The following is a 22,778-nucleotide window of genomic DNA, read 5'->3' as shown; positions in this document are numbered from 1 at the left end:
TAATAATTATATTAAATTATTTTACTTATTTTTCTCAATTTTAACATTTGAGTTAGAAATTTAAAAAAATAAGACCCTCATTTTTTTTAATTTGCCAATGTTAACTTTTTTTTAAATTACGATATTCACAATACGGTGATGCACTACGATGATTTTTTTAGGTGTTTTACCTTCCAAAATCGGCTTCATTCTTTCATCCGAAATCACCAAATCTTCCACTTCTTTGGCCGATAACTGAGCGGAAAGTGAAATTTTGAACTTCATCTTACCGTTTACACTTACCGGATATTCAATTTCATCTTCTGCCAGATATTCCTCATTCAATATAGGAAATTTCTCAAACTCCACAGATTTCTTATTACCTAATAAACTCCAAATCTCTTCACAGATGTGTGGTGCGTACGGAGAGATGATAACGGCTAATGGTTCTAAAATATTGCGCTTGTTGCATTTTATTTTTTGCAGCTCGTTTACAGCGATCATAAATGAAGATACAGAGGTATTGAATGAGAAGTTCTCAATGTCATAAACCACCTTCTTTATTAAGGTATGTAAAACTTTGTATTCTGCTTTTGTAGGCTCTTCATCAGATACTTCAAAAGTATCTCCGTTGAAATACAAGTTCCAAAATTTCTTAAGGAAACCGTACACTCCACTTAGTCCTTGTGTATTCCATGGCTTGGACTGCTCCAAAGGACCCAGGAACATTTCGTAAAGCCTTAATCCGTCTGCTCCGTATTCTTCACAGATATCGTCAGGATTTACAACGTTGTATTTAGACTTGGACATTTTTTCTACTTCGCGGTCTGTGATATATTTTCCCTCCTCTAAAATAAATTCAGCATTGCCATAGTCAGGTCTCCAGGTTTTAAAGGCTTCAGTATCCAGTTCGTCAGATGCTCCTTTTAATAAGGATACATCAACATGGATCTTTTGAGTATGATAATTACCTGCCAGGTTTTTAGAAACATACTGATTAGTTCCGTCAATTCTGTATACAAATGCACTCATTCCCAAAATCATCCCCTGATTGATCAGTTTTTGGAAAGGTTCATCCTGATTGATATACCCTCTGTCTTTTAGAAACATGTTCCAGAAACGGGAATATAATAAGTGACCGGTTGCATGTTCGCTTCCTCCGATGTATAAATCTACCTGTCCCCAATAATCACTCAGATTTTTATTGGCAAAAACCTCATCATTGGAAGGATCCATATATCTAAGGAAATACCATGAGCTTCCCGCCCAGCCCGGCATGGTAGATAATTCTAACGGGAATATGGTTTTATCATCAATAAGATCTGTAGAAACAACTTTTTGATTGGCTTCATCCCAGGCAAATACTTTGGCATTTCCTAATGGCGGATCTCCGTCTTCAGTTGGTAAATATTTTTCAACATCAGGAAGTTCCAGCGGCAAAGCAGAAACCGGGAGTGTGTAAGGCATTCCTTCCTTATAATAGATAGGAACCGGCTCGCCCCAGTAACGCTGTCTTGAGAAAATAGCATCGCGCTGTCTGTAATTTGTAGTTCCGTGGCCAATTCCTCTGTTTTCGATTTCAGCAATTATTTTTGATTTGGCATCATTATAATTTAATCCGTTTAAGAAATCAGAGTTCACACAGACTGAATCTTTGGAGTCGAAAGATTTTTCCTGAATATCTTCATCGGTATCTACTACCTTTTTAATAGTAAGGTTAAATTTCTTCGCGAATCTGTGATCACGTTCGTCATGTGCAGGAACGGCCATTACAGCACCTGTTCCGTAGCCCATCAATACATAATCTGAAATATAGACAGGCATTTTCTCTCCGCTAAAAGGGTTGATCGCATAACTTCCCGTAAAAGCACCACTCACGTTTTTTACGTCAGCCATTCTGTCTCTTTCCGTTTTTTTGGAAGTTTCTTCAATATAAGAATCTACTTCTGCTTTCTGAGCATCTGTTGTAATAGCATCTACTAAAGGATTTTCAGGCGCCAGCACCATAAATGTTGCTCCGAAAATAGTGTCAGGTCTTGTTGTAAATACCTCAACGATCTCGTCATGACCTTCTACCTGAAACCGAACCTGTGCTCCCTGGGATTTCCCAATCCAGTATTCCTGAGCATCTTTAAGAGGCTGCGGCCAGTCTAATGTATTAAGTCTCTGCAATAATCTTTCGGAGTATGCAGAAATTCTCATGCTCCATTGCATCATTTTCTTTTGAAACACAGGAAAACCTCCTCTTTCCGATTTTCCGTCTTTTACCTCATCATTCGCCAATACGGTTCCTAAAGCCGGACACCAGTTCACGGTAGTCTCTGCTCTGTAAGCCAGACGGTAGTTGAGTAAAATATCTTCTTTATCAAGGTCTGAAGAATCTTTCCATTCTTCTGCTGTGAAATTTAATTCGTCGTTTTGATTGGCATTTAATCCCTCTGTCCCTTTTTCTTCAAATTGTTGAATCAAAGTATTGATGGATTCTGCTTTACCTGTATTTTTATTATACCAAGAATGATACAGCTCGATGAAGATCCACTGCGTCCATTTATAATAGGATGCGTCTGAAGTTCTCACTTCCCTGCTCCAATCGAACGAAAAACCGATCTTTTTCAGCTGCTCTTCATATCTGTTGATATTCTCCTCAGTGGTGATCGCCGGATGCTGACCTGTCTGGATCGCATACTGCTCAGCAGGAAGTCCGAAACTGTCGTATCCTACCGGGTGAAGAACATTAAATCCCTGATGTCTTTTATATCTCGCATAAATATCTGATGCAATATATCCCAGCGGGTGCCCCACATGAAGCCCTGCCCCGGATGGATACGGAAACATATCGAGAACATAAAATTTAGGTTTGTCTGTGTTATTAGAGGTTTTATAGGTCTGATTTTCCTCCCAGTACTTCTGCCACTTTTTTTCTATCTGCTGATGATCGTAAAACACTTTATTATAGATATTAGATGTTAGATATTAGATGTTAGATTTTTTCACTTCCATTCTAATTTTCACAAAAATAATGATTTTAAAAGAAATGGAAATTTTAATTTTAATTAATTCACAAATGCCCTTCAACAAAAAATCTCATCCGGAGATGAGATTTGTATTTAGGTATAAAATGTATATTTATTTATTGAGGAATTCTCTTCATTGTAAACGTTCTGGTTTTATATACAGTAGGATCCTGAGTCTCTTCTCTGAATGCTATATTTAAAGTAACATCATTGAGAGTAATTATCTTACCATTGGATGGCTCCACGATACCCTGATACTTAACTATTACTGTTTTTGCACTTCTATCATAGGTATAGGTGAAATTTCTGTCTGACGTAATAGCACATTGCGGAGTTGTACCAATTTCTCCCCATTCAGTTCTTTTTCCGGATGCTTCAGTATTGAATCTCCATCTGGACTCTTTCTGGCAGTCGGTATATGTAATAAGATCTGAAACAGGCTCCTCCCCCACTTCTACAGTAGTAACCACTTCTTTCAACGGCTGCCAGACACCTACAAGAGGGTATTCCATCTCATTATCGCCATCATCATTACACCCTGTAGCTACAAATAATGATAAACCTGCAAATAGTAATGCTAATTTCTTCATATATAAAATTTTCAAGGCCTAAAATTATAATTTTTTTGATTTATAACCTCATTTTTTGTGAAAAATAATTTTGATAAAGTATATTTCTGAAAACTTCAGAGTATTAATCCTCAAAACAGCCATTATTTAACAAAATATTGAATCCCAGTTTTCTTCTCTATTTATTAAAAAAACTATTTTTGCAGAAAGAAACAAAAATGCAGAGTATAACGAAAAATAATTTTGACTTCATCCGTGTTCTTCTTGCTTTCATTGTCTTTGTAGGACATTTGGGAGCTTTAAGTAGTTCCAGCCAGCTTACTTTTTTAACGCACAGCCCTGTAGAAGTTGCCGTTTTTGCATTTTTCGTTGTCAGCGGATTCCTTATTGCAAGGAGCTACGAGAGATCTTCCAGCCTGAAAAGCTATGCGAAGAAAAGATTCAACAGGATTGTTCCTGCCTATTTACTGGTTGTCTTTCTATGCACCATACTTCTGAGTCTGGTAAGTACTCTTTCTTTTTCCGATTATTTTGGCAACGTACAAGTCTATAAATATTTCTTCTGGAACTCTATTTTCATGAATTTTATGGCTCCCTCTCTTCCCGGAGTATTTGGAAATGGGGCGGTCAACGGTGCACTTTGGACCCTTAAGATTGAGATGTGCTTTTATGCTGCTGTTCCAGTGATCTTTTTATTATTCGGGAAAAATAACAGGTACAGGAATACCAGCCTGATCGTTCTGTATTTCCTCTCTCTGATATTTCTTAATTATTTTGAAATGACCGGAAGAGCTGCCATTTCCAGACAGCTGCCGGGTTCATTATGTTATTTTATCGGTGGAATGCTGATTTATTTTCATTTTGAAAAATTCATCAAGTATAAAAATATTCTGTTTATCATTGCCATCATAACAGTTTGGATAGACCTGATCATAGATATCAGATTATTCTCTCCTATTATGATCAGTATTATTGTGCTGTATATTGCGTATTCACTTAAATTTCTTAACAATTTTGGAAAATACGGAGATTTCACTTACGGTATTTATATATTCCACTTTCCTATTATCAGGGTATTTACTACGCTTGGGCTTTTTGCCAACTACAATCCTTTTTTCATGAGCTTTGTGTGTATGCTGATCGTTATTGGAGTAGGAATTGCATCATGGCATCTTTATGAGAAAAAATTTTTATAATTTTACCCCAGTAAAAATGCAAATGAAAGACTTAGTCTCCATCATCACTCCCTGTTACAATTCTGCCGAATTCATCGAAGAAACGATACAATCTGTTTTAAACCAAACCTATGACAACTGGGAATGGCTGATCACTGATGATCTCTCCAAAGACAATACCGTAGAAATTATAAGAAAATATGATGATCCAAGGATAAAACTACAGGTCCTCGAGAAAAACAGCGGTGCCGGAAATGCTAGGAATAACAGCCTGGAAAGAGCCACTGGACGATATATTGCCTTTCTGGATTCTGATGATTTCTGGTATCCTGAATATCTGGAAACGATGACAGATTATATGCAGGAAAACAATGTGGAACTGGTCTACTGCAATTATTCAAGGTGTAATGAGCAGTTACAGCCTGTTTTAAAAGACTTCATGGCAGACAAGGTGGTAACATTCTCTAATCTCCTGAAAACCTGCAGACTGGCCCCGGTTTCTACTATGTATGACACTAAAAGGGTTGGCAAATTTTTATTCCCTATAAAAAGTAAACGTGAAGATCATGTCATGTGGCTGAATCTGCTAAAAGTAATTCCCGAAGGAATGCCTATCAATAAAACACTCGCAAAATACAGGATGCGTGAAAACAGCGTTTCCCGGAAGAAAAAAAATATCATCAAGGATCAGTATCTGGTCTATAAAGATTTTATGGGATTTTCTACGGTGAAATCCTTTTATTATACTGCCAATTGGGCCATTAACGGATTTCTGAAATATTCTAAAATTTTCAATTAATGGAATATTCAAAAGAGTTCAAGGCAGCCTTAAGTGCTTTTTCCAACATAGAAAAAGACCGGCTTATTTTCAGATTGCTAAAAAAGGATAAGCTTTTGTCTAAAAAACTGTACTTTGAACTGATCGATCAGGAAACTACGGATGATAAGAGAAATGCTATGGAAGAGAATGTTGCAGAACAGATTCTTCTGGCCTCAAAATATGTAGGAAACGCTAAATATTTTCTTACCATTATCCGAAAACTGAGTGCAGAAATAACGGAACACATCAAAATTACAACGGATAAATTCGGGGAAGTTTCGCTGAATCTATTACTGGTGAACAGAATACTGGATTCCAACAATGACTTCAGCAGACAACGATTTGATAATGTGTACAAGCTCTACATTTATATCATTAATAAAGTGTTCAAAGCACTGGTATCAACAAAAAAGCTGGACGAAGATTACTGGATGGAGATCGATGAACTTCTGAGAGAAACACAAAGCAAAATTTTAGAAAATCATTATCTGCAAAAACTTTGTATCAATAATGGCCTAGATTTCAACTGGTTTGAAGCCGAAAAGATTCCGGAAGACATAGAGCAGATCATGAAAGACATCAAAAGTCAGGGATTTTTACGATAATGTGAGAGATAAAGATTCCAGACATCAGATTTGGGACCAGCAACACTCCCAAACACTCCGGTCTCAAACCTAAATTCAGATTAAGATAAAATCTTCTGAATGATAAGGTTAGTGGCATCAGGTTTTTCACCTACAAATTTTCTGGTATTGTCAGACATTTCATTAAGTTCCTCCTCATTATTCAGGAGAAACAGTACAAAATCTGCTGCAGCATATTCTTCTCTAAAAGATCTTCCTCCCTCAGCAGCAATAAGGCCGTCTGCCTCAGGATTTTTTCTGTAATGATTTCCAAAGATCACGGGCACACCAAATGTTGCTGCTTCCAAAATATTATGTAATCCTGCATCATGGAAGCCTCCACCTACAACGGCTACATCTGCATAAGAATAAAGTTTTGACAATAAACCAATACTGTCGATGATCAGTACCTGAGAATTAAGATTTGCAGGCTGAGAGTTTTTAATCTCACTGTATAATAAAGCATCAGGAAAAGACTGCTTGAGATGGGCAACCCTTTTCATATCATGAGGAGCAATAATCAATCTCAAATCGACATTCATTCTGGAAATCGTGATTGCTATTTTTTCCTCTGCCTGCCACGAACTTCCGAATACAACAGCCTGATGATCTCCTATAAATTCTGAAATGAATTCAACATAATTATCCCGCATTCTAAGCTGTTTTACCCGGTCAAATCTTGTATCTCCCGTTACTGAAGAATGATTAAGTCCTATACTTTTGGCTAAAGCAAAAGAAACTTCGGTTTGATGAAAGAACCAGTCTACATTTGTTTTGAGCTGCTTTACGAACCATTTTCCATAAGACGTAAAAAAGGCCTGTCTTTCATAGAACAGGGCTGAGATTACATAGGTCTTAGTGCCTTTCTGTTTAAGTTCAGCCAAAAGGTGATACCAGTAATCGTACTTAACGGTGAAAAACAATTCCGCATCAAACTGGGAAATAAATTCTTTTATGGTGCTTTTTTTATCGAAGGGTAAATAGCAGATTACATCTGCGATATGTTTCTTTTTTACAATATTTTCATAACCGGAAGGGGAAAAGAAGGTTACCAGAATCTTATGAGCTGGAAATTTTTCTTTCAGCTTTTCTAAAACCGGAAGTCCCTGTTCATATTCGCCGAGACTGGCCGCATGCATCCAGATCACCTTATCTGAGGGTAAAAATGCCGTTTTCAGCTTGTTTAAAGACTGCTTTCTTCCTTCAACTCCTTTTTTAGTTTTATCATTAAACCAAGAGAAAATTTTCATTCCGAAAATGAGCAGGCTAACGAATATGTTGTATAGGAAAGACATTTAATTTATTTTTCGATTTCAATTCGGTCATTATTTGTAGATGGGCTGGAGATAACCAGGAACTCCAATTCATCCAGAGATTCATTGGAAATAAAATGTTCTGATTTGGGCTGAATGGAAATACTTTCTCCTGCCTTTACTGAAAACTTTTCATTATTAATATCAAATACAGCTTCTCCCCTTAAAATGTAAAAAAACTGCTCTGCTGCTTCATGAAAATGGAGTTTTTCAGCAGTTCCGGCGGGCATTTTTTCCTGCTTCACGGAAAGATTGCAGGAATCATTCAGAACCCAGCTGTCACAACTATTTCCCCCAATATAGTGCACTGAATTATCTTTAGAATATATCATTTGAATATGGCTACAAAAATAAAAACGATGATTAAACTTCCGATCACTGATAAAATAGCTGTAAATAATGGTACTTTTGGCTTTACATTTTCATCAAAAGAATGTCTGAACATATAATCCTGGCCATTCATAAAAATAAGCATGATTAACACAAACAGCCATCTTATAAAAATTTCCATGATCAGAAACTGGGCATATCTGTTCTTATCTGTAATTTCAACCGGAAAATTAGCGGTTTCCAGATGTCTTAATGCATAGGCGAAAAAACAAAATAAAGCCGTCCCAATAATCGGAATTAAAAAAGAATATTTCTTGTTTCCAAAATTATCGGCCTTTCCGTCAAAATCAAAATGTACGGGAATTCTTTCAGGAAGTGTTTTATAATATTTCAGGGTAAACCACCAGAAAAAAACTACTAATCCGAAATTAAAAATATCAAAAGCTGTAAAAATAATATTCTCCATTCAGACCATATTTTGAGGCTAAAGTACTAAAGTACGTTTTTGATTACTCTCAGCTTATGGGTATGCTTATTCATTTCTTTGTTGAAGATCCCGGTAGAGTCCAGCGTATCTATTCTCACCTTTCCTGAGGCATGAATAATCTTCTGATTCTCAAGCATAATTCCTACATGAATAATTTTACCTTCAGGATTTTCAAAAAATGCTAAATCACCGGGCTGACTCTCTTCCACAAAACTCAAAGGTTCACCTACCTCTGCCTGCTGATAAGTGTCTCTCGGTAATTTAATATCATGAATTTTGTAGACAAGCTGGGTAAAACCGGAACAGTCTACTGCAAAAAAGCTTTTTCCACCCCATAAATAAGGTACATTAAGAAATTCCCTGGCAGCTAAAGCTATACTCTCGCGGAGATCATGACTTCTTCTTGAAGCCACAGCAGGAAATTCCACTTCGGAACCCATTGACAGGAGGGTCTTTCCGTCATTCATTAACACTGAAGAAAAATCTTCAGTCACTACGGTAACTTTTCTTTTTGCCAGTTCCTCGTCTGTTACAGGTTTCAGCTGCTTGGTATCCATCCATCCTTCATAACCGTCATAGTGCATTTTTATTCTGGTCCAGTTTTTACTCACTTCCAGAATATCAGCGCTTTCTCCAAACAGTATTTCCGTAACAATTTCCGCTTTGTCAGAATTCTCTGCACGAACCGGTGCTACCGTAACATTACAAATTCCTTTATTCATTCATTCTAAATTAAAAGATTCAATGATTTAAAGATTAAAGAATTAGATTCCGTGAAATCTTTTAATTTTTAATTTTTAAATCTTTTACCTATTTTCTTCTCAGAAAATTCACTCCGTCACGCAAAGGTAAAATAAGATTTTCAAAATCATCGTCTTTTGCAATCAAATCATTGAGTTCTTTGATGACTTGTGTAGATCTCTGTTTCGGATTTTCTTCCAGTACCTTTCCGTACCATAAAACATTATCAAACATCACTACCGAGCCCGTTTTTGTTCTGGGCTTGATCAATCTGAAGTATTCCGCATAGTTTTCTTTATCAGCGTCTATAAAGACAAGATCAAAAACCTCATCCGTATCTCTTAAAAATTCTTTTGCATCCTGAAGTTTAAAGTCTATCTGTCCGGCATATTCACTTTCTTCAAAATATTTTTTAGGCAGATAAGCAAGGTCTTCATTCACATCCAGTGTGGTAATTTTTCCATCTTTAGCAAGCCCTGCTGTCAGACATAATGTGGCATATCCTGTAAAAGTTCCTATTTCCAGCACATTTTTCGGTTGAATCATTTGGGAAATGATAGTTAAGAGTCTTCCCTGCTGATATCCTGATATCATATGTGGCTGTGTAGTTTTCTGATAGGTCTCTCTTCTCAGTTTTTTCAGAATTTCAGGTTCCGAGGAAGCATGTGTTTCCAGATACCTGTCCATTTCAGGATTTTTCTCTTCAAAAAAGCTCATACTGCAATTCTTTTATGTTATTCAAAAGTACTTAAATAACCTGAGTCCGGGGCAAAAAAAAATTAAGATTAAGTGACTGACAGAAGGAAAAAGAAGCTGCAAGTCATCATTGTCTAGGTTTAAAATCTAGATAAGGATCTAGAATATCCAAAAAAGGAGGAACATGAGTTCCTCCTTTTTTGGATATATCTACTTTTCCATTACAAAGCTATACAGTACTCACCTGGTGTACCACATACCCAACCCGGACAACAGTCTTTCGTCACACGACAAATTATTTGTGGATTACAATTTTGAACTGCACCATGTACATTTTTCATTTGACCTCTTGAAAGTTTTTTTAAATTTTTCATATTTTTTAGTTTAGTATTAATTGACTACTCTTTAAGATTTTCGGATATTCCTGTATTTATTTCTCATTGAAGAGATTTAAATATAAACATTTTTTTTAAAACTAAATAATAGAATTAATAACATTATTTAAATGAGCGTACACATTACTGACTGCCTTTTCCTTGCAAAGAAAGAAATATTAATTATCTGCCAATTCATGATTCCGGGAAAACCACGGTGCAAAATACCGTAAAAATACGGATATGTTTGCCTGAAAGAAAGTTCTACATTTGCATAGAACAAGGGGTAAAAACACTAAGACAAAAACAATGAATGCAGGGGGAAAACTAATTAACACTGAGAATCGGAAGACCGCAAGGCCAAAAGGCAATGCGGATTCTTCGTCTAAAAAAACTAAGACAGAAATATCCAATTCATTTTTTCAACGAATTATTTCATTATTGAAAAAAGAAGAATTAATTTGATTAAAAAAAAATCCCGAATGACTTCGGGATTTTTTATGGGCATGTATGTTCAATTACTTCTTAGGAGCAATATCCATTAATTTCATGAATTCATCCAGCTTAGGCATAATGATGATTTCCGTTCTTCTGTTTTCCGCTCTTCCTGAAACACTCATATTGGTTGCTTTAGGATTGTATTCGGAACGTCCTCCCGCAGTAATTCTTGCTGGATCCACTCCAAACTGCGTCTGAAGAACCTTCGCTATTGCTGTACCTCTCAATGCAGAAAGATCCCAGTTATCTCTTGGCAGATTAGGTGAGTTTAAAGGTGCATTATCTGTATTCCCTTCAATCAATACAGAATACTTATCATAATCATTGATTACCTTAGCTACTTTTCCTAATACTTCCTGAGCAGCAGGCAGTACGTTGTAATCTCCCGTTTTGTATAACATTTTGTCAGAAAGCGAGATCATTACCACTCCTTTCAATACTTTCACCTGTACATCGTCATCCGCTACATTATCAAGAGACCTTTTAAGCTTGTTGGATAACGCCATATTCAGACTGTCATTCTTAGCATTGTTTGAGATCAGCTGTTTGATATATGAATTCGAGGCATTAATTTCCCCCACCAGTTTATCAATATTAGCTGAGCTTTTCCCAGTATTTGAGAGACAAGCATCCAGAGATGATTTCAAAGCATCATGCTGGCTTTTTAAAAGACTATTCTCACCTGACAAGGCAGAATTTTGCGACTTTAAATCCTGGATTTCTCGTTGTCTTTCCCCGATATTTTCAATACACTGCTTATAGTTGGAGCTTAATGCATCATACTGCTTTTTAGTGACACAAGATGTCAATGTCAACGCCATTGCAGATACTCCTAAAATTTTAATAATCTTCATATGTAATCATTTTTAGACGAATCAAAGTTAGGAAAATTGAATTGAATTTTATGGATTATCTTTGCATAAAAGAAATCTTCAACATATATTTTGGAAAAAAAAAGTTTTAAAAATCAACTTGAAACCCTTGTCCGAAATCCGGACACTCAGAGTTATCTTTTGGCTATAAGCGGAGGTGTCGATTCTATGGTTTTGGCCTTTCTTTTTAAGGGTTTAAGGCTTAATTTCCAGATAGCTCATATTAACTATAAACTTCGGGGTGAAGATTCTGATTTGGATCAAAAAACGGTTCAGAGTTTTTGTGAGAAAAATCATATTCGTTTTCATTTGTATGAGGTTTCAGAAAAAGACAATAAACCGGAAAATTCCATTCAGCTTTGGGCAAGGGAAATCCGCTACTGCTTTTTCAGGAAAGTTCAGGAACAGGAAAACCTTGAATTTCTTGTTACCGCGCATCATCTGAATGACCAGCTGGAAACTTTCATCATTAATCTTTCCAAAGCTTCAGGCATTAGCGGACTGAGTGGAATTCCGACACATAAGAACAATACGATCCGACCTCTTCTAAACTTTTCAAAAAAAGAAATTTATGAATATGCTGAGAAAAATAAAATTGATTTCCGGGAAGATCTTTCCAACAAAAAAAGTGATTATTTAAGAAATAAAATCAGAAATGAGATCGTTCCCAAGCTTTTGGAAACCAATGAACATTTTTTAGAAAATTTCAAAAAAAGTTCTTCTTATCTTAATCAAACCAGAAATTTTGTAGAAAAACAGATTGGGGAAATCGAAAATAAACTTACGGTATTTAACCCTGAGCACAAAATCTTATCCAAAGAAAAGCTGGGCCAGGAAAGTGCTTTCGTACAATTTGAAATTTTAAAGAAATACGGATTCGACAAACAAGAAGAAATTTCCAAAATCTTTGCAGCGCAAAGCGGCAGTTCTTTTTTTTCAAAAGATTATCAGCTTATGATCAGCCGCGATGATTTAATTTTCATCAGTAAAAGTCAAAAGCAGGAAGCCGAAGATGAAATTTTTCTGATTGAAAATTTTGATTTTTCTGAAACCCAAATGTACATCAGTCTGGAAAACACGATTGAAAATATTGACGGAATCAACAACAGTTTTGAGTGGAATTTTGATGCCTCAAAACTTCAGTTTCCATTACGTTTGAGAAAACAGCAGGACGGTGACGAGTTCTATCCTACTGGTTTTTCAGGCAAAAAGAAAGTTTCTAAATTTTTTAGGGACGAAAAATTATCTATTTTAGCGAGGCCAAAAATTTGGATCTTAACAGACCGTGAAAATTCCATTTTAGGAATTATTCCTTTCAGGCAGGACCGAAGATTTATGGCAACAAAACACACAGAGAAAGTTCTGACCATTACATGAACAAAAGAACGACAAACGCTTTAGCTATCGAAAATTTCCAAAAAGACAGCAATGTTGCCTTTGCCGTTCTGTATCAAAAATATTTCGGGTACACCAGGAAATTTGTTCTTGGAAACAAAGGGAATTTAGAAGATGCGGAAGATGTTTTTCAGGATGCTTTGATTATTTTATACGAGAAATTGTACGATGACGATTTCAAAGCCTACACTTGTCTTGCCAATTATGTCACCGGAATTTCTAAAAATCTGTGGCTGAAAAAACTAAGAAACCGAAACTTTTTTGTGGAAATTCACGAAACCTATTATTTTGAGAACAAGGAAGAGATTAACCAAGCCATAGAAAACGAAAGAGATTATTGGGACAAACTCAATGATTATATCAATAAAATCTCTTCTCACTGCCAGAATCTCATCCACGATATTTTTATGAAGAATAAAAGTATCGGAGAAATACAGGAAAAATACAAGTATTCCAGCAAACACAATGCTCAGAATCAAAAGCATAAATGTGTAGAACAAATACGGAAAATAAAAAAAGAAGATAATTTTTAAAACTGATTATCAATACATTATAGAAAATCACCTTTTCATTGGGTGATTTTTTTTGTTTTTGGGAACTTCATAGTAAATACTTTATCTTATGTTCACAAAAACAATTTATACACTCTTCTTTTTAATTGCAATTTCGTTCAATGCGCAAAGCAAAACCGGAATTAATTTTCAAACTAAAAATTTAGAAGAAGCCAAAAAACTAGCACAACAGGAAAACAAACTCATCTTCATTGATTTGTACACGACTTGGTGCGGACCCTGTAAACTGATGAAAAAGAATACATTCCCGAATCCTGAACTGGGAGAACTTTTCAATAAAAATTTCATCAGCCTTTATATTGATGCTGAAAAAGAGGGAACAGAACTTGCCAAAAAATTCAAAATCGTTAATTATCCTTCCTTTCTTTTTTTAGACCAAAACGGTGAACTGGTGCAGTATGAATATGGATATTACAACGCTGCACAATTTTTAAATGTCGGACAGTCGGTTTTAGAAAAAAGAAACCCGAACAAAAAAAACAAAACGCTGGAAGAAGTAAAAGGCAAAATGGTGGGCGAAACCATTCCTGATTTTACTGCGAAAGACCAATTTGAAAAAACATTTTCGCTGTCTCAGGAAAAAAAGAAAACGGTGTTGGTTTTTATTCGTGGGCAATGGTGTCCGTACTGTAATAAATACATCGAAAGCCTCCAAAATCTTACTCCGGAATTACAATCGAAAAACACAAGATTGGTCATCATTTCTCCCGAAAAACCTGAGTTTATCGAAAAAACCATCAGCAAAACCAAAACTGCCTATTCTATTTTGTATGATGAAAACTACAGAATTGCAGAACTTTTTGATGTTCTGCACACACCAGAGAAAAAAACGCTTGATTTCTACGAAAAACATTTGGGAGACGATTTCAGAAAAAGCCGTTCCGATGAGTCTGGGAGACTGCCGGTTTCTGCCACCTACATTTTAGACGAAAATCAAAAAATAATCTGGAGACATTTCAATCCCGACTATAAAGAAAGAGCTTCTTTGGAAGATATTTTAAAACAACTTTAATATGAAAAATATAATAATCATCCTGACTTTTTGGGTTTCGTTTTCTGCACCTGCTCAAAAAAACGAACACCGAAATTTAGAAAACAAACTGGCAATTCAGGGCTATGATCCTGTTTCTTACATCGAACAGAAAAAAGCGGTAAAAGGTAAAAAAGAATTGGCAGTCAATGTAAACGGAGCTATTTATTACACTTCTTCGGAAAAAAATAAAGAACTTCTGAAAAAAGATCCCGCCAAATACGAACCTGTTTACGGTGGTTGGTGTGCTTTTGCACTTGGAGATTATGGTGAAAAAGTGGAAATCAATCCTACAACTTTTAAAATAATCGGTGGAAAAACTCATTTGTTCTACAATAAATTTTTCAACAATACCCTCTCTTCCTGGAATAAGAACGAGGAAAAACTGAAAAAAAGCGCAGACCAAAACTGGAAAAAACTGACCAATTAATCCCCATCAAAAAATTAAAATTATGAAACCCTTTAAAATTTCCTTGGGAACAGCATTTTTACTATTTCTGCAAAGCAACTATTTATTTGCACAAGGATGCAGTGATGCTGGTTTTTGTACAGTTAACAGCTTTCAGCCAAATAATAATGACAGCGTAAAAACTTATCGTAATCAAATCAAGACAGGGATTTTCTTTGGCAAAGCATATAATTCGATTTCTGTTTTTGGAAATTACGTAGAATACAACAGACAAATCGGAGATAAATTTGGCATTGATGCAAAATTGACCACTTTGGCACAAAACGGAAATAATATTTCCACTTTCGGACTTTCCGATCTTTTTCTGAATGCCAATTATAAAGCCGGTAACAGTTTGAAGTTTACTTTGGGTGCAAAAATTCCTTTGTCAGACGCAGGAAACTCCAATAACAATTTACCGTTACCAATGGATTATCAGTCCAGTCTGGGAACTTTTGACCTGATTCTAGGAATTGGATATGAAATTAAAAAAATACAGTTGGTTGCCGCTCTTCAACAGCCGTTAACACATAATGACAATCAGTTTCTGGCTTCACAATATCCTGCAAGTTCGGAGTTGAGAGGATTTTTATCCACCAATAAATTCCAAAGAAGCGGTGATGTTTTGCTGAGAGTTTCTTATCCTCTAATGATTAATTCAAAAATAAGACTTACCCCAAGCATTTTGCCGATTTATCACCTGAAAAACGATCGATTTACTAACCAAAACAATGTAGAACAAGAGATTAAAAACTCAGAAGGACTTACGCTGAACGGAAATGTTTATCTGGACTACGAAATCAACCGAAGAAATGGCATTCAGCTTAATATGGGTGTTCCTTTTCTTGTGAGAAAATCCAGACCCGATGGATTGACGAGAAGCTTCATCGCCAATGTAGAATACAGAATAAAGTTTTAATACCCTCAATCAGAAAATTTATCACAAATAAAAACATCAGAAGTTATGAAAACAATGATCATTACCTTCATTACAGCCCTTCTTTTGGTTTCCTGCATCCGAGAAAATACCGCAACAGAAGATTTAATGGAAATGGCTCCGGAAAACGCTACGTTAAAATATTCCGGAAACTTTATGCAGGGACCTTATGGAAATAACGTCAACGGAAAAGCTGAAATTTATCAAAAAGAAGGAACTTATACTTTGGTTCTTAATGATGGTTTCACAATTAGCAATGGTCCGGATTTGTATGTTTATGTCAGCAAAGAACAGCAACCTTCACAATTTGTTTCGTTAGGAAAACTGAAATCTGTAAACGGCGGACAAGCCTATACTTTCACAAGCCCGGTAAACTTTGATGAGTACAAATACGCAGTTGTTCATTGCCAACAGTACAATCATTTATTTTCTTATGCCTTACTTGAAAAATTATAATTATACAAATATGAAAAACTTTATCAATTGGGCATTAAGATTACTTCCCGCTATCATTTTGCTGCAAACTTTATTCTTCAAATTTACGGCTCATCCGGATTCTGTCGCTATTTTTTCTAAGCTTCATGCAGAACCTTTTGGACGGATCTTTTCAGGTATTTTGGAACTCATCACGGCAGTTTTAATTCTGAATCCGAAAACTACTTTTTGGGGAGCCTTTTTAGGATTTTTTACGATGATTGGAGCTATAACTTCACACATTTTCATTCTAGGAATTGAAACCAATAACGATGGTGGAAAATTATTTTATCTTGCTTTTACCGTTCTTGTTTTCTGTGTGATTCTTTTATTTAAATTTAAAAAAAGTAAAGTATGAATAAGGACGAATCGGTTTATGCCATCTTACACGAGATTCTTACCGAACAACAGAATTTACTTAGAAAAGTTTCAGCAAAAATGTACACCCACAATATTCCTTCACTGGACGGTTCTACTATTGGTGGTCATACGAGACATATTATTGAGTTCTTGGAAATTTTACTGAACACTTATGATACTAATCAAATTAATTATGACGAAAGACAAAGAAATCTGGAATTAGAAAAAAATCCTGAAAAAGCGATACAGGCTATTTCCGAAATACTTGCCAACATCAACTTGCCAAACAAAAATTTGATGATGCATCAGACCGTGGGAAATGTTTCTTTGGAAATCCCCACCAATTTCTTTCGGGAACTTTTGTACAACATCGAGCATTGCATTCATCATCAGGCATTGATAAAAGTGGCTTTTAACGAGATTAAAATGAGTCATTTACTCAACAAAAATTTCGGGGTTGCACCTTCAACTATTCAATACAGAGAAACTCAAAACCTAAACTAAATGTGTACTGTAACGTATTTTCCGCTGAAAGACAAAATCATTCTGACTTCCAACAGAGACGAAAAACCCAATCGCTCTGCACAGGAAATTCACAATGAAAATCACATCTTTTATCCGAAAGATGCCACAAAAAAAGGAACTTGGTTTGCGGTTTCAGAAAATGGGAATGCTCTAATTTTATTAAACGGAGCTTTCGAAAATCATCAAAGAGAAGCAGAATATCGAAAAAGCCGAGGAATCATTGTTTTAGATTTAATGGAGAAAGAAAACATCTCCAACGCATTACAACTAATTGATTTGCAAAACATTGAACCTTTCACTTTGGTTGTTTTTCAGGAAAATCAATTGGCAGAATTCCATTGGGATGGTTCGGAAAAACATTTTAAAATATTAGATTTAAATCGTCCATACATTTGGTCTTCCGCTACTTTGTATGATAAAACTGCAACAGAAAAAAGAAAACAAATTTTTAAAGAATTTCTGAAAAACAAGACGATTTCTGAAAAAACGATCTGGGATTTCCACCATCAAAAAACCGATGATCTGGAGAACGGAATTACTATAAAAAGAAAAAACACGATACAAACCATCAGTACAACACAGCTCGTTATTTCTGGTAAAATCACATTGAAACATCACAACCTACTTAATCCATTTTCAAAACCTGAAAAAATTTCCCTTAAAAATGAAACTCAAACATCGCCTTCATAAACTTGCACATTGGGAATACTGGTCAACTTTTTCCATTTATTTACCACTTTTTCCGGTTTGGCTCTACTGTGCCTGGAAAGCAAGAACGCTCTTGTTTTTCCATGGTGCAAATCCTTCCATAAAATATGGCGGAATGGCAATGGAAAGCAAAAAAGAAATCTATGATTTGATTCCCGAAAACTGGATTCCGAAAACCATTTTTGCTTCCTCAGAAACTTCATTTCAGGAAATTTTATCTGAACTAACATCACAAACGATCAACTTCCCTGTTATTGTAAAACCAAACATTGGATTGAAAGGTTTAGGTGTTGTTCAGCTCGAAGATTTAAATGAATTAGAACGGTATCAAAACAATAATGATTGTGATTTTTTAATTCAGGAAAAAATAAATTACCGGAATGAAGTTGGCATTTTTTACCATCGTTTTCCAGACGAGAAAAAAGGAAAAATTACCGGAATGGTGAAAAAGGAATTTCTTTCTGTAAAAGGAAACGGCAAAAAAAACTTGAGAGAACTGGTAATGGAAAATCCTAGAAGCGCTTTTCAAATCAAAGCTATAGAACAAAAAATGGGGAATGAAATGAAAAAAATAGTTCCTGAAAACCAGGAAATTGTTTTAATTCCGTTTGGAAGCCATACCAGAGGAGCTAAATTTATAGACATTTCAACTGATGTTACAGAAAAATTAGAGCAAAAAATAAATGAAATCTGCACCAAAGTAAATGGCTTTTATTTCGGAAGGCTGGATGTGATGTTTGAAAATTTAGAGCTGTTACAAAAGGGCAAAAATTTCAAAATCATAGAGATAAACGGTGCTAAAAGTGAGCCAACTCATATGTATGACCCAAAACATTCCTTATTTTTTGCATGGAAAGAAATCACCAAACACTGGAAAATAATGGCGGAAATCAGCAGGAAAAATCACGAAACAGGTTTTCCTTATTTGGAAATAAAAGAGGGATTTTTAGCTTTAAAAAATAATCTGGCTATAGAAAAAAAGCTGAGGAAGATTTCTTCGGTTGATTAGTGTGTAAAAAACAATTACTTTTGTATAACAGTATTTACTTAAAATAAAAATATGCGATTCTCTTCGATTTATAAAATTTCGTTTCTCCTTTTCTTTTTTCTTACTCTCGGATTTTCGGCACAGATCAAGAACCCTGTAAAGTTTAAGTTCACTGTAAACGATTTAGGGAACAACCAATATGAAGCGGTTTTAAATGCTACGATGGAAAGCGGCTGGCATATTTATTCCAAAGATCTTCCTGAAGACACAGGAATTCCTACTGAATATAAGGTTTCAGGGAAAAATATTGAACTGATCGGAAAGTTTACTGAAGTCGGCAAAAAACACGAGGAATTTTCAGAAGCTTTTGGAGGGACGATTGTTTTTTATTCCAATTCTGCTGGTTTCAAACAGAAGTTTAAATTAAAAGACCCTACAAAACCTGCTGACGTTACTTCTGAAATTACTTATCAGACCTGTGATGACAGGGTTTGTCTGGCCCCGAATACTTTAGAATTCAATCAGAAAATAACCCCAAAAGGAGCTACTGAAGAAACGGTAGAAGAAAAAACTGAAACCATAAAAGATTCGGTAAAAACTATAGAAACGGTTGCTACAGCTCCTGAACAGGGAGAAGTAGTGGTTACAGAAACTTCAAAACTGGATCCGAAACAGTTGAAAATAGCAACAATAGATTTCCAAAAACCTTTGACGGACTGCGGAACAGCCGTGGAAGAAATCGGAGAAAATTACTGGACTTATTTATTCTTAGGATTTGTAGGTGGTCTAATTGCTTTGCTGACACCATGTGTTTTCCCTATGATCCCTCTGACGGTTTCTTTCTTTACAAAAGGAAATAAGAATAAGGCAAAAGGTAAAAGAGATGCTATGATCTATGGATTTTTCATCCTTCTGATCTTTGTCCTTCTGAGTCTTCCTTTCCATCTGATCGATGGAATTGCCGGGAATATTTTCAATGAAATATCTACAAGCGTATGGCTGAATATTGCCTTCTTTATCATATTCATTTTCTTCGCAGGAAGTTTCTTCGGATATTATGATATCACATTACCGAGCTCTATTGCCAATAAATCTTCAAAAGCAGAAGAAGCAGGAGGAATCATCGGGATTTTCTTTATGGCACTCACGCTGGTTATTGTTTCTTTTTCATGTACCGGACCTATCCTGGGAAGTCTACTGGGAAGCGCAGTGACGGGATCTACCAACGTTCCTATGCTGCTTACCTTTGCGCTGGCAGGATTCGGACTTGCATGGGCCATTGTTTTTGGATTGCTGGCTTTATTCCCACAGGCTTTACAAAGTCTTCCAAAATCCGGCGGATGGATGAATACCGTGAAAGTAGTTCTTGGTTTTGTAGAATTGGCTTTAGCTTTAAAATTCTTATCCAAAGCGGATTTAGTTTCAAAGACTTTCTTATTAAAAAGAGAACTTTTCATTGCTATCTGGATAGTCATTGCATTGGGACTGGCCCTTTATTTATTTGGATTGATAAGATTTCCGCACGATGATAAAAAACCGAAGATTTCTATTACAAGAAAGATATTAGGCGCTTTGGGAATAGGTTTTGTGATCTATCTGATCCAGGGATTAATTCCGGCAGAACGTCCAAAACTACAGCTGTTAAGCGGAATTCTGCCTCCTTTGAACGTAAGTTATCTTCATGATGAAAAAGACGGAATTCTGGGAATGCATCCCGAGCATGATTTCTTTAAAGCTATTGAACTGGCTAAAAAGGAAAACAAACCAATTTTGATTGACTTCACAGGTTATGGCTGCGAAAATTGCCGAAAAATGGAGGAATTCGTATGGAGCGAGCCGGATATCCTTCCGATTTTACAGAACGATGTTGTATTAGCATCTCTATACGTAGATGATAAGGAAGAGCTTCCTGAAGATCAGAAAACAAAAATAGATCTTGGAGAAGGACAGGTAAAAAAGGTAAAAACGATTGGTGACCGTTGGAGCTTATTCCAGCAGGTGAATTTCAACAACAATTCCCAACCTCACTACGTTTTGATAACACCGGACGGAAAAGTAATCAATACGCCTGTATCCGGATATATGCCGAAAGAAGATTTCAAAAAATTCTTAGAATGCGGGGTTAATTATTACAAGACAACGAAGTAAGATTTAATCTAAACATAATGAGCCTTATCAATTTATTTTGGTAAGGCTTTTTTGTACACCTATTAGAAACATGATGGCATTTACTAATTTATTGAATAAAAAGAGTAATTTTTCGTAGATTCGACAAAATTTCAAATAAATACAAATGAAAAAATTATTTTACATTCTGGCAGCCTTAGGCTGCTCTCTAACTCTTTATGCCCAGGCCCCTGCTATTCAGTGGCAAAAAACCGTAGGCGGAAGTGAATTTGATTATGCCCGGGAAATACAAAAAACCACAGATGGAGGTTATATCACCATTGGATTTTCAAACTCTGCTGATAATGATGTGACCGGAAGTCATGGCGGAGAAGATTGTTGGGTAGTAAAAATGGACGCCTCAGGTACTGTACAATGGCAAAAATCCCTAGGGGGCAGCAGCGATGACAAAGGCTCAAGTATTAAGCAAACTACAGATGGAGGATATATCATTGTAGGATCCACATCTTCTTTAGATGGTGATGTGACCGAAAATAAAGGGATGAGTGATTACTGGGTAATAAAACTAGATCCCTCAGGAAATATACAATGGCAAAAAACTTATGGGAGCAGCCAGGAAGATCAAGGATTAAGTGTTGCCCAAACTACAGATGGTGGATATGTTGCTGCAGGAACTGCAGGAGCTCCTGATGAAGATGTAATAGGCAATCACAGCAACGACTTTTGGATACTAAAATTAAACTCTTTAGGTAATATACAGTGGCAGAAATCTATAGGTGGAAGCGGTTATGAATATCTGAAAACTATTCAGCAAACTACAGATAACGGATATATTATTACTGGGTGGTTAGGATCCAACGATGGAGATGCAATCGGAGGACATGGCAATGACGACTATTGGGTAATAAAACTAGATTCTTCCGGAAATATTCAATGGAAGAAAGCCTTAGGTGGAAGCGGTAATGATTATTCCATGGATATTAAACAAACTACCGACGGAGGGTACATAGCCGTTGGAACCAGTAATTCTACAGACGGCGATGTAACCGGAAATCATGGAGATAGTGATTATTGGGTTGTTAAAATGGATTCCTCGGGAAATATGCAGTGGCAAAAATCTTTCGGAACAAGTAATGAAGACGTTGCCATGAGTGTTCAGCAGACCACAGACGGAGGATATGCCGTTGCGGGGTATTCTAATCAATATTCAGGATTTAACATTCACGGTACTAATTATTGGATAATAAAATTAAATAGCACAGGTACTCTTCTATGGGAAAAGACATTGGGAGGTAGCGCCAGAGATGAACCAGTAAGTATACAGGAGACAGGAGACGGAGGATTAATCATTGGCGGATATTCAGCCTCATCTGATGGCGATCTTACTAGCAACAATGGAAAGGTAGATTACTGGGTAGTGAAATTGGGAAGTTCTTTAACACTGGGAACATCAGAAGCAAGCAAATCCAATTCGCTTTCATTTTATCCCAACCCTGCAAAAGAACTTGTTTATGTAGATCATCTTCCTACGGAATCCACTATCAGCATTACAGATCTTTCCGGAAGAAAATTATTCTCTGAAAAGTATAATAATATAAAAGTTTCTATAAATATTGCTCAATTCATAAACGGAACCTACATTATTCAAGTAGAAAACCAGGGAAAGATTATTCTATCTGAGAAATTACTCATAAACAAATAATAATCACCCTCTTAAAAACTC

General features: G+C 35.9%; 24 protein-coding genes. 15 read left to right on the top strand and 9 right to left on the bottom strand.

All coding sequences use genetic code 11. From position 1 onward, the window contains the following. Positions 1-111 precede the first annotated feature (111 nt). Together leuS and DRF60_RS18545 are read right to left on the bottom strand one after the other, a co-directional pair. A complete protein-coding gene (leuS, locus tag DRF60_RS18550; protein ID WP_116014290.1) occupies positions 112-2,925 on the bottom strand; it encodes a leucine--tRNA ligase in 2,814 nt (937 codons plus the stop codon). A gap of 184 nt (positions 2,926-3,109) precedes the next feature. Then, positions 3,110-3,583: a lipocalin-like domain-containing protein gene (locus tag DRF60_RS18545; protein WP_116014287.1), complete on the bottom strand. Its 474-nt coding sequence runs from the start codon at positions 3,581-3,583 to the stop codon at positions 3,110-3,112. A 197-nt stretch (positions 3,584-3,780) separates the two neighbouring features. Between DRF60_RS18545 and DRF60_RS18540 the strand changes: the two genes are divergently transcribed. Genes DRF60_RS18540 through DRF60_RS18530 form a run of 3 tightly spaced genes read left to right on the top strand, consistent with a single transcriptional unit; the run spans position 3,781 to position 6,162 of the window. Beyond that, a complete protein-coding gene (locus tag DRF60_RS18540) occupies positions 3,781-4,758 on the top strand; it encodes an acyltransferase family protein (RefSeq protein WP_116014285.1) in 978 nt (325 codons plus the stop codon). A gap of 22 nt (positions 4,759-4,780) precedes the next feature. Continuing rightward, positions 4,781-5,536 (top strand): glycosyltransferase family 2 protein, encoded by a 756-nt coding sequence (locus DRF60_RS18535; protein ID WP_116014318.1) that lies wholly within the window; start codon positions 4,781-4,783, stop codon positions 5,534-5,536. Then, a complete protein-coding gene (locus DRF60_RS18530; RefSeq protein WP_116014282.1) occupies positions 5,536-6,162 on the top strand; it encodes a deoxyuridine 5'-triphosphate nucleotidohydrolase in 627 nt (208 codons plus the stop codon). The genes DRF60_RS18535 and DRF60_RS18530 overlap by 1 nt, the downstream gene beginning before the upstream one ends. Before the next feature lie 80 nt (positions 6,163-6,242). Here DRF60_RS18530 and DRF60_RS18525 read toward each other — a convergent pair whose 3' ends face one another. The 7 genes from DRF60_RS18525 to DRF60_RS18495 form a co-directional block, all read right to left on the bottom strand. Further along, positions 6,243-7,475 carry a 3-deoxy-D-manno-octulosonic acid transferase gene (locus DRF60_RS18525; RefSeq protein ID WP_116014279.1) on the bottom strand — a complete coding sequence of 411 codons (1,233 nt, stop codon included), beginning with the start codon at positions 7,473-7,475 and terminating at the stop codon, positions 6,243-6,245. 5 nt (positions 7,476-7,480) lie between these two features. Further along, positions 7,481-7,801, bottom strand: a complete 321-nt coding sequence (locus DRF60_RS18520) for a cupin domain-containing protein (protein ID WP_238640242.1) — start codon at positions 7,799-7,801, stop codon at positions 7,481-7,483. Between the two features lie 20 nt (positions 7,802-7,821). Beyond that, positions 7,822-8,289 carry a DUF1648 domain-containing protein gene (locus DRF60_RS18515; protein WP_116014273.1) on the bottom strand — a complete coding sequence of 156 codons (468 nt, stop codon included), beginning with the start codon at positions 8,287-8,289 and terminating at the stop codon, positions 7,822-7,824. A gap of 26 nt (positions 8,290-8,315) precedes the next feature. Continuing rightward, a complete protein-coding gene (locus DRF60_RS18510; protein ID WP_116014270.1) occupies positions 8,316-9,032 on the bottom strand; it encodes a C40 family peptidase in 717 nt (238 codons plus the stop codon). Positions 9,033-9,120: 88 nt separating this feature from the next. Further along, positions 9,121-9,768: an O-methyltransferase gene (locus DRF60_RS18505; RefSeq protein WP_116014267.1), complete on the bottom strand. Its 648-nt coding sequence runs from the start codon at positions 9,766-9,768 to the stop codon at positions 9,121-9,123. Positions 9,769-9,968: 200 nt separating this feature from the next. Beyond that, positions 9,969-10,121 carry a CCPGW family putative bacteriocin gene (locus DRF60_RS18500; RefSeq protein WP_116014264.1) on the bottom strand — a complete coding sequence of 51 codons (153 nt, stop codon included), beginning with the start codon at positions 10,119-10,121 and terminating at the stop codon, positions 9,969-9,971. Between the two features lie 518 nt (positions 10,122-10,639). Then, positions 10,640-11,473 carry an OmpA family protein gene (locus DRF60_RS18495; RefSeq protein ID WP_116014262.1) on the bottom strand — a complete coding sequence of 278 codons (834 nt, stop codon included), beginning with the start codon at positions 11,471-11,473 and terminating at the stop codon, positions 10,640-10,642. Positions 11,474-11,560: 87 nt separating this feature from the next. On the opposite strand from DRF60_RS18495, the gene tilS reads away from it, so the two are divergent. The 12 genes from tilS (at position 11,561) to DRF60_RS18435 (ending at position 22,757) form a co-directional block, all read left to right on the top strand. Further along, entirely contained in the window at positions 11,561-12,868 is a 1,308-nt protein-coding gene (gene tilS, locus DRF60_RS18490; protein ID WP_116014259.1) for a tRNA lysidine(34) synthetase TilS, read from the top strand. Continuing rightward, complete coding sequence (locus DRF60_RS18485) at positions 12,865-13,419, top strand: RNA polymerase sigma factor (protein ID WP_116014256.1); 555 nt, start codon at positions 12,865-12,867, stop codon at positions 13,417-13,419. Before tilS ends, DRF60_RS18485 begins: the two co-directional genes overlap by 4 nt. A gap of 88 nt (positions 13,420-13,507) precedes the next feature. Then, positions 13,508-14,470 (top strand): redoxin domain-containing protein, encoded by a 963-nt coding sequence (locus tag DRF60_RS18480; RefSeq protein ID WP_116014253.1) that lies wholly within the window; start codon positions 13,508-13,510, stop codon positions 14,468-14,470. 1 nt (position 14,471) lies between these two features. Further along, a complete protein-coding gene (locus DRF60_RS18475; protein WP_116014250.1) occupies positions 14,472-14,918 on the top strand; it encodes a YHS domain-containing (seleno)protein in 447 nt (148 codons plus the stop codon). 22 nt (positions 14,919-14,940) lie between these two features. Continuing rightward, positions 14,941-15,855 (top strand): hypothetical protein, encoded by a 915-nt coding sequence (locus tag DRF60_RS18470; RefSeq protein WP_116014247.1) that lies wholly within the window; start codon positions 14,941-14,943, stop codon positions 15,853-15,855. 45 nt (positions 15,856-15,900) lie between these two features. Beyond that, positions 15,901-16,329 carry a DM13 domain-containing protein gene (locus DRF60_RS18465; protein WP_116014244.1) on the top strand — a complete coding sequence of 143 codons (429 nt, stop codon included), beginning with the start codon at positions 15,901-15,903 and terminating at the stop codon, positions 16,327-16,329. A gap of 10 nt (positions 16,330-16,339) precedes the next feature. Further along, positions 16,340-16,705: a DoxX family protein gene (locus DRF60_RS18460; protein WP_116014315.1), complete on the top strand. Its 366-nt coding sequence runs from the start codon at positions 16,340-16,342 to the stop codon at positions 16,703-16,705. Then, positions 16,702-17,211 carry a hypothetical protein gene (locus DRF60_RS18455; RefSeq protein WP_051884457.1) on the top strand — a complete coding sequence of 170 codons (510 nt, stop codon included), beginning with the start codon at positions 16,702-16,704 and terminating at the stop codon, positions 17,209-17,211. The genes DRF60_RS18460 and DRF60_RS18455 overlap by 4 nt, the downstream gene beginning before the upstream one ends. Then, complete coding sequence (locus DRF60_RS18450) at positions 17,212-17,922, top strand: NRDE family protein (RefSeq protein WP_116014241.1); 711 nt, start codon at positions 17,212-17,214, stop codon at positions 17,920-17,922. Beyond that, on the top strand, positions 17,897-18,949 hold the full coding sequence (locus tag DRF60_RS18445) for an ATP-grasp domain-containing protein (RefSeq protein ID WP_116014238.1): 1,053 nt from the start codon (positions 17,897-17,899) through the stop codon (positions 18,947-18,949). The genes DRF60_RS18450 and DRF60_RS18445 overlap by 26 nt, the downstream gene beginning before the upstream one ends. Before the next feature lie 51 nt (positions 18,950-19,000). Continuing rightward, positions 19,001-21,076, top strand: coding sequence for a protein-disulfide reductase DsbD family protein (locus tag DRF60_RS18440; protein WP_116014236.1), 2,076 nt, complete (start codon positions 19,001-19,003; stop codon positions 21,074-21,076). Positions 21,077-21,221: 145 nt separating this feature from the next. Beyond that, entirely contained in the window at positions 21,222-22,757 is a 1,536-nt protein-coding gene (locus DRF60_RS18435; RefSeq protein ID WP_116014233.1) for a T9SS type A sorting domain-containing protein, read from the top strand. The last annotated feature ends 21 nt before the right edge of the window (positions 22,758-22,778 follow it).

This window comes from Chryseobacterium elymi (assembly GCF_003385495.1).
In the GTDB taxonomy this organism is placed as follows: Bacteria; Bacteroidota; Bacteroidia; order Flavobacteriales; family Weeksellaceae; genus Chryseobacterium; species Chryseobacterium elymi.
Note: the sequence above shows the minus strand (reverse complement) of the source record. Positions and strands in the feature narration are given on the sequence as shown.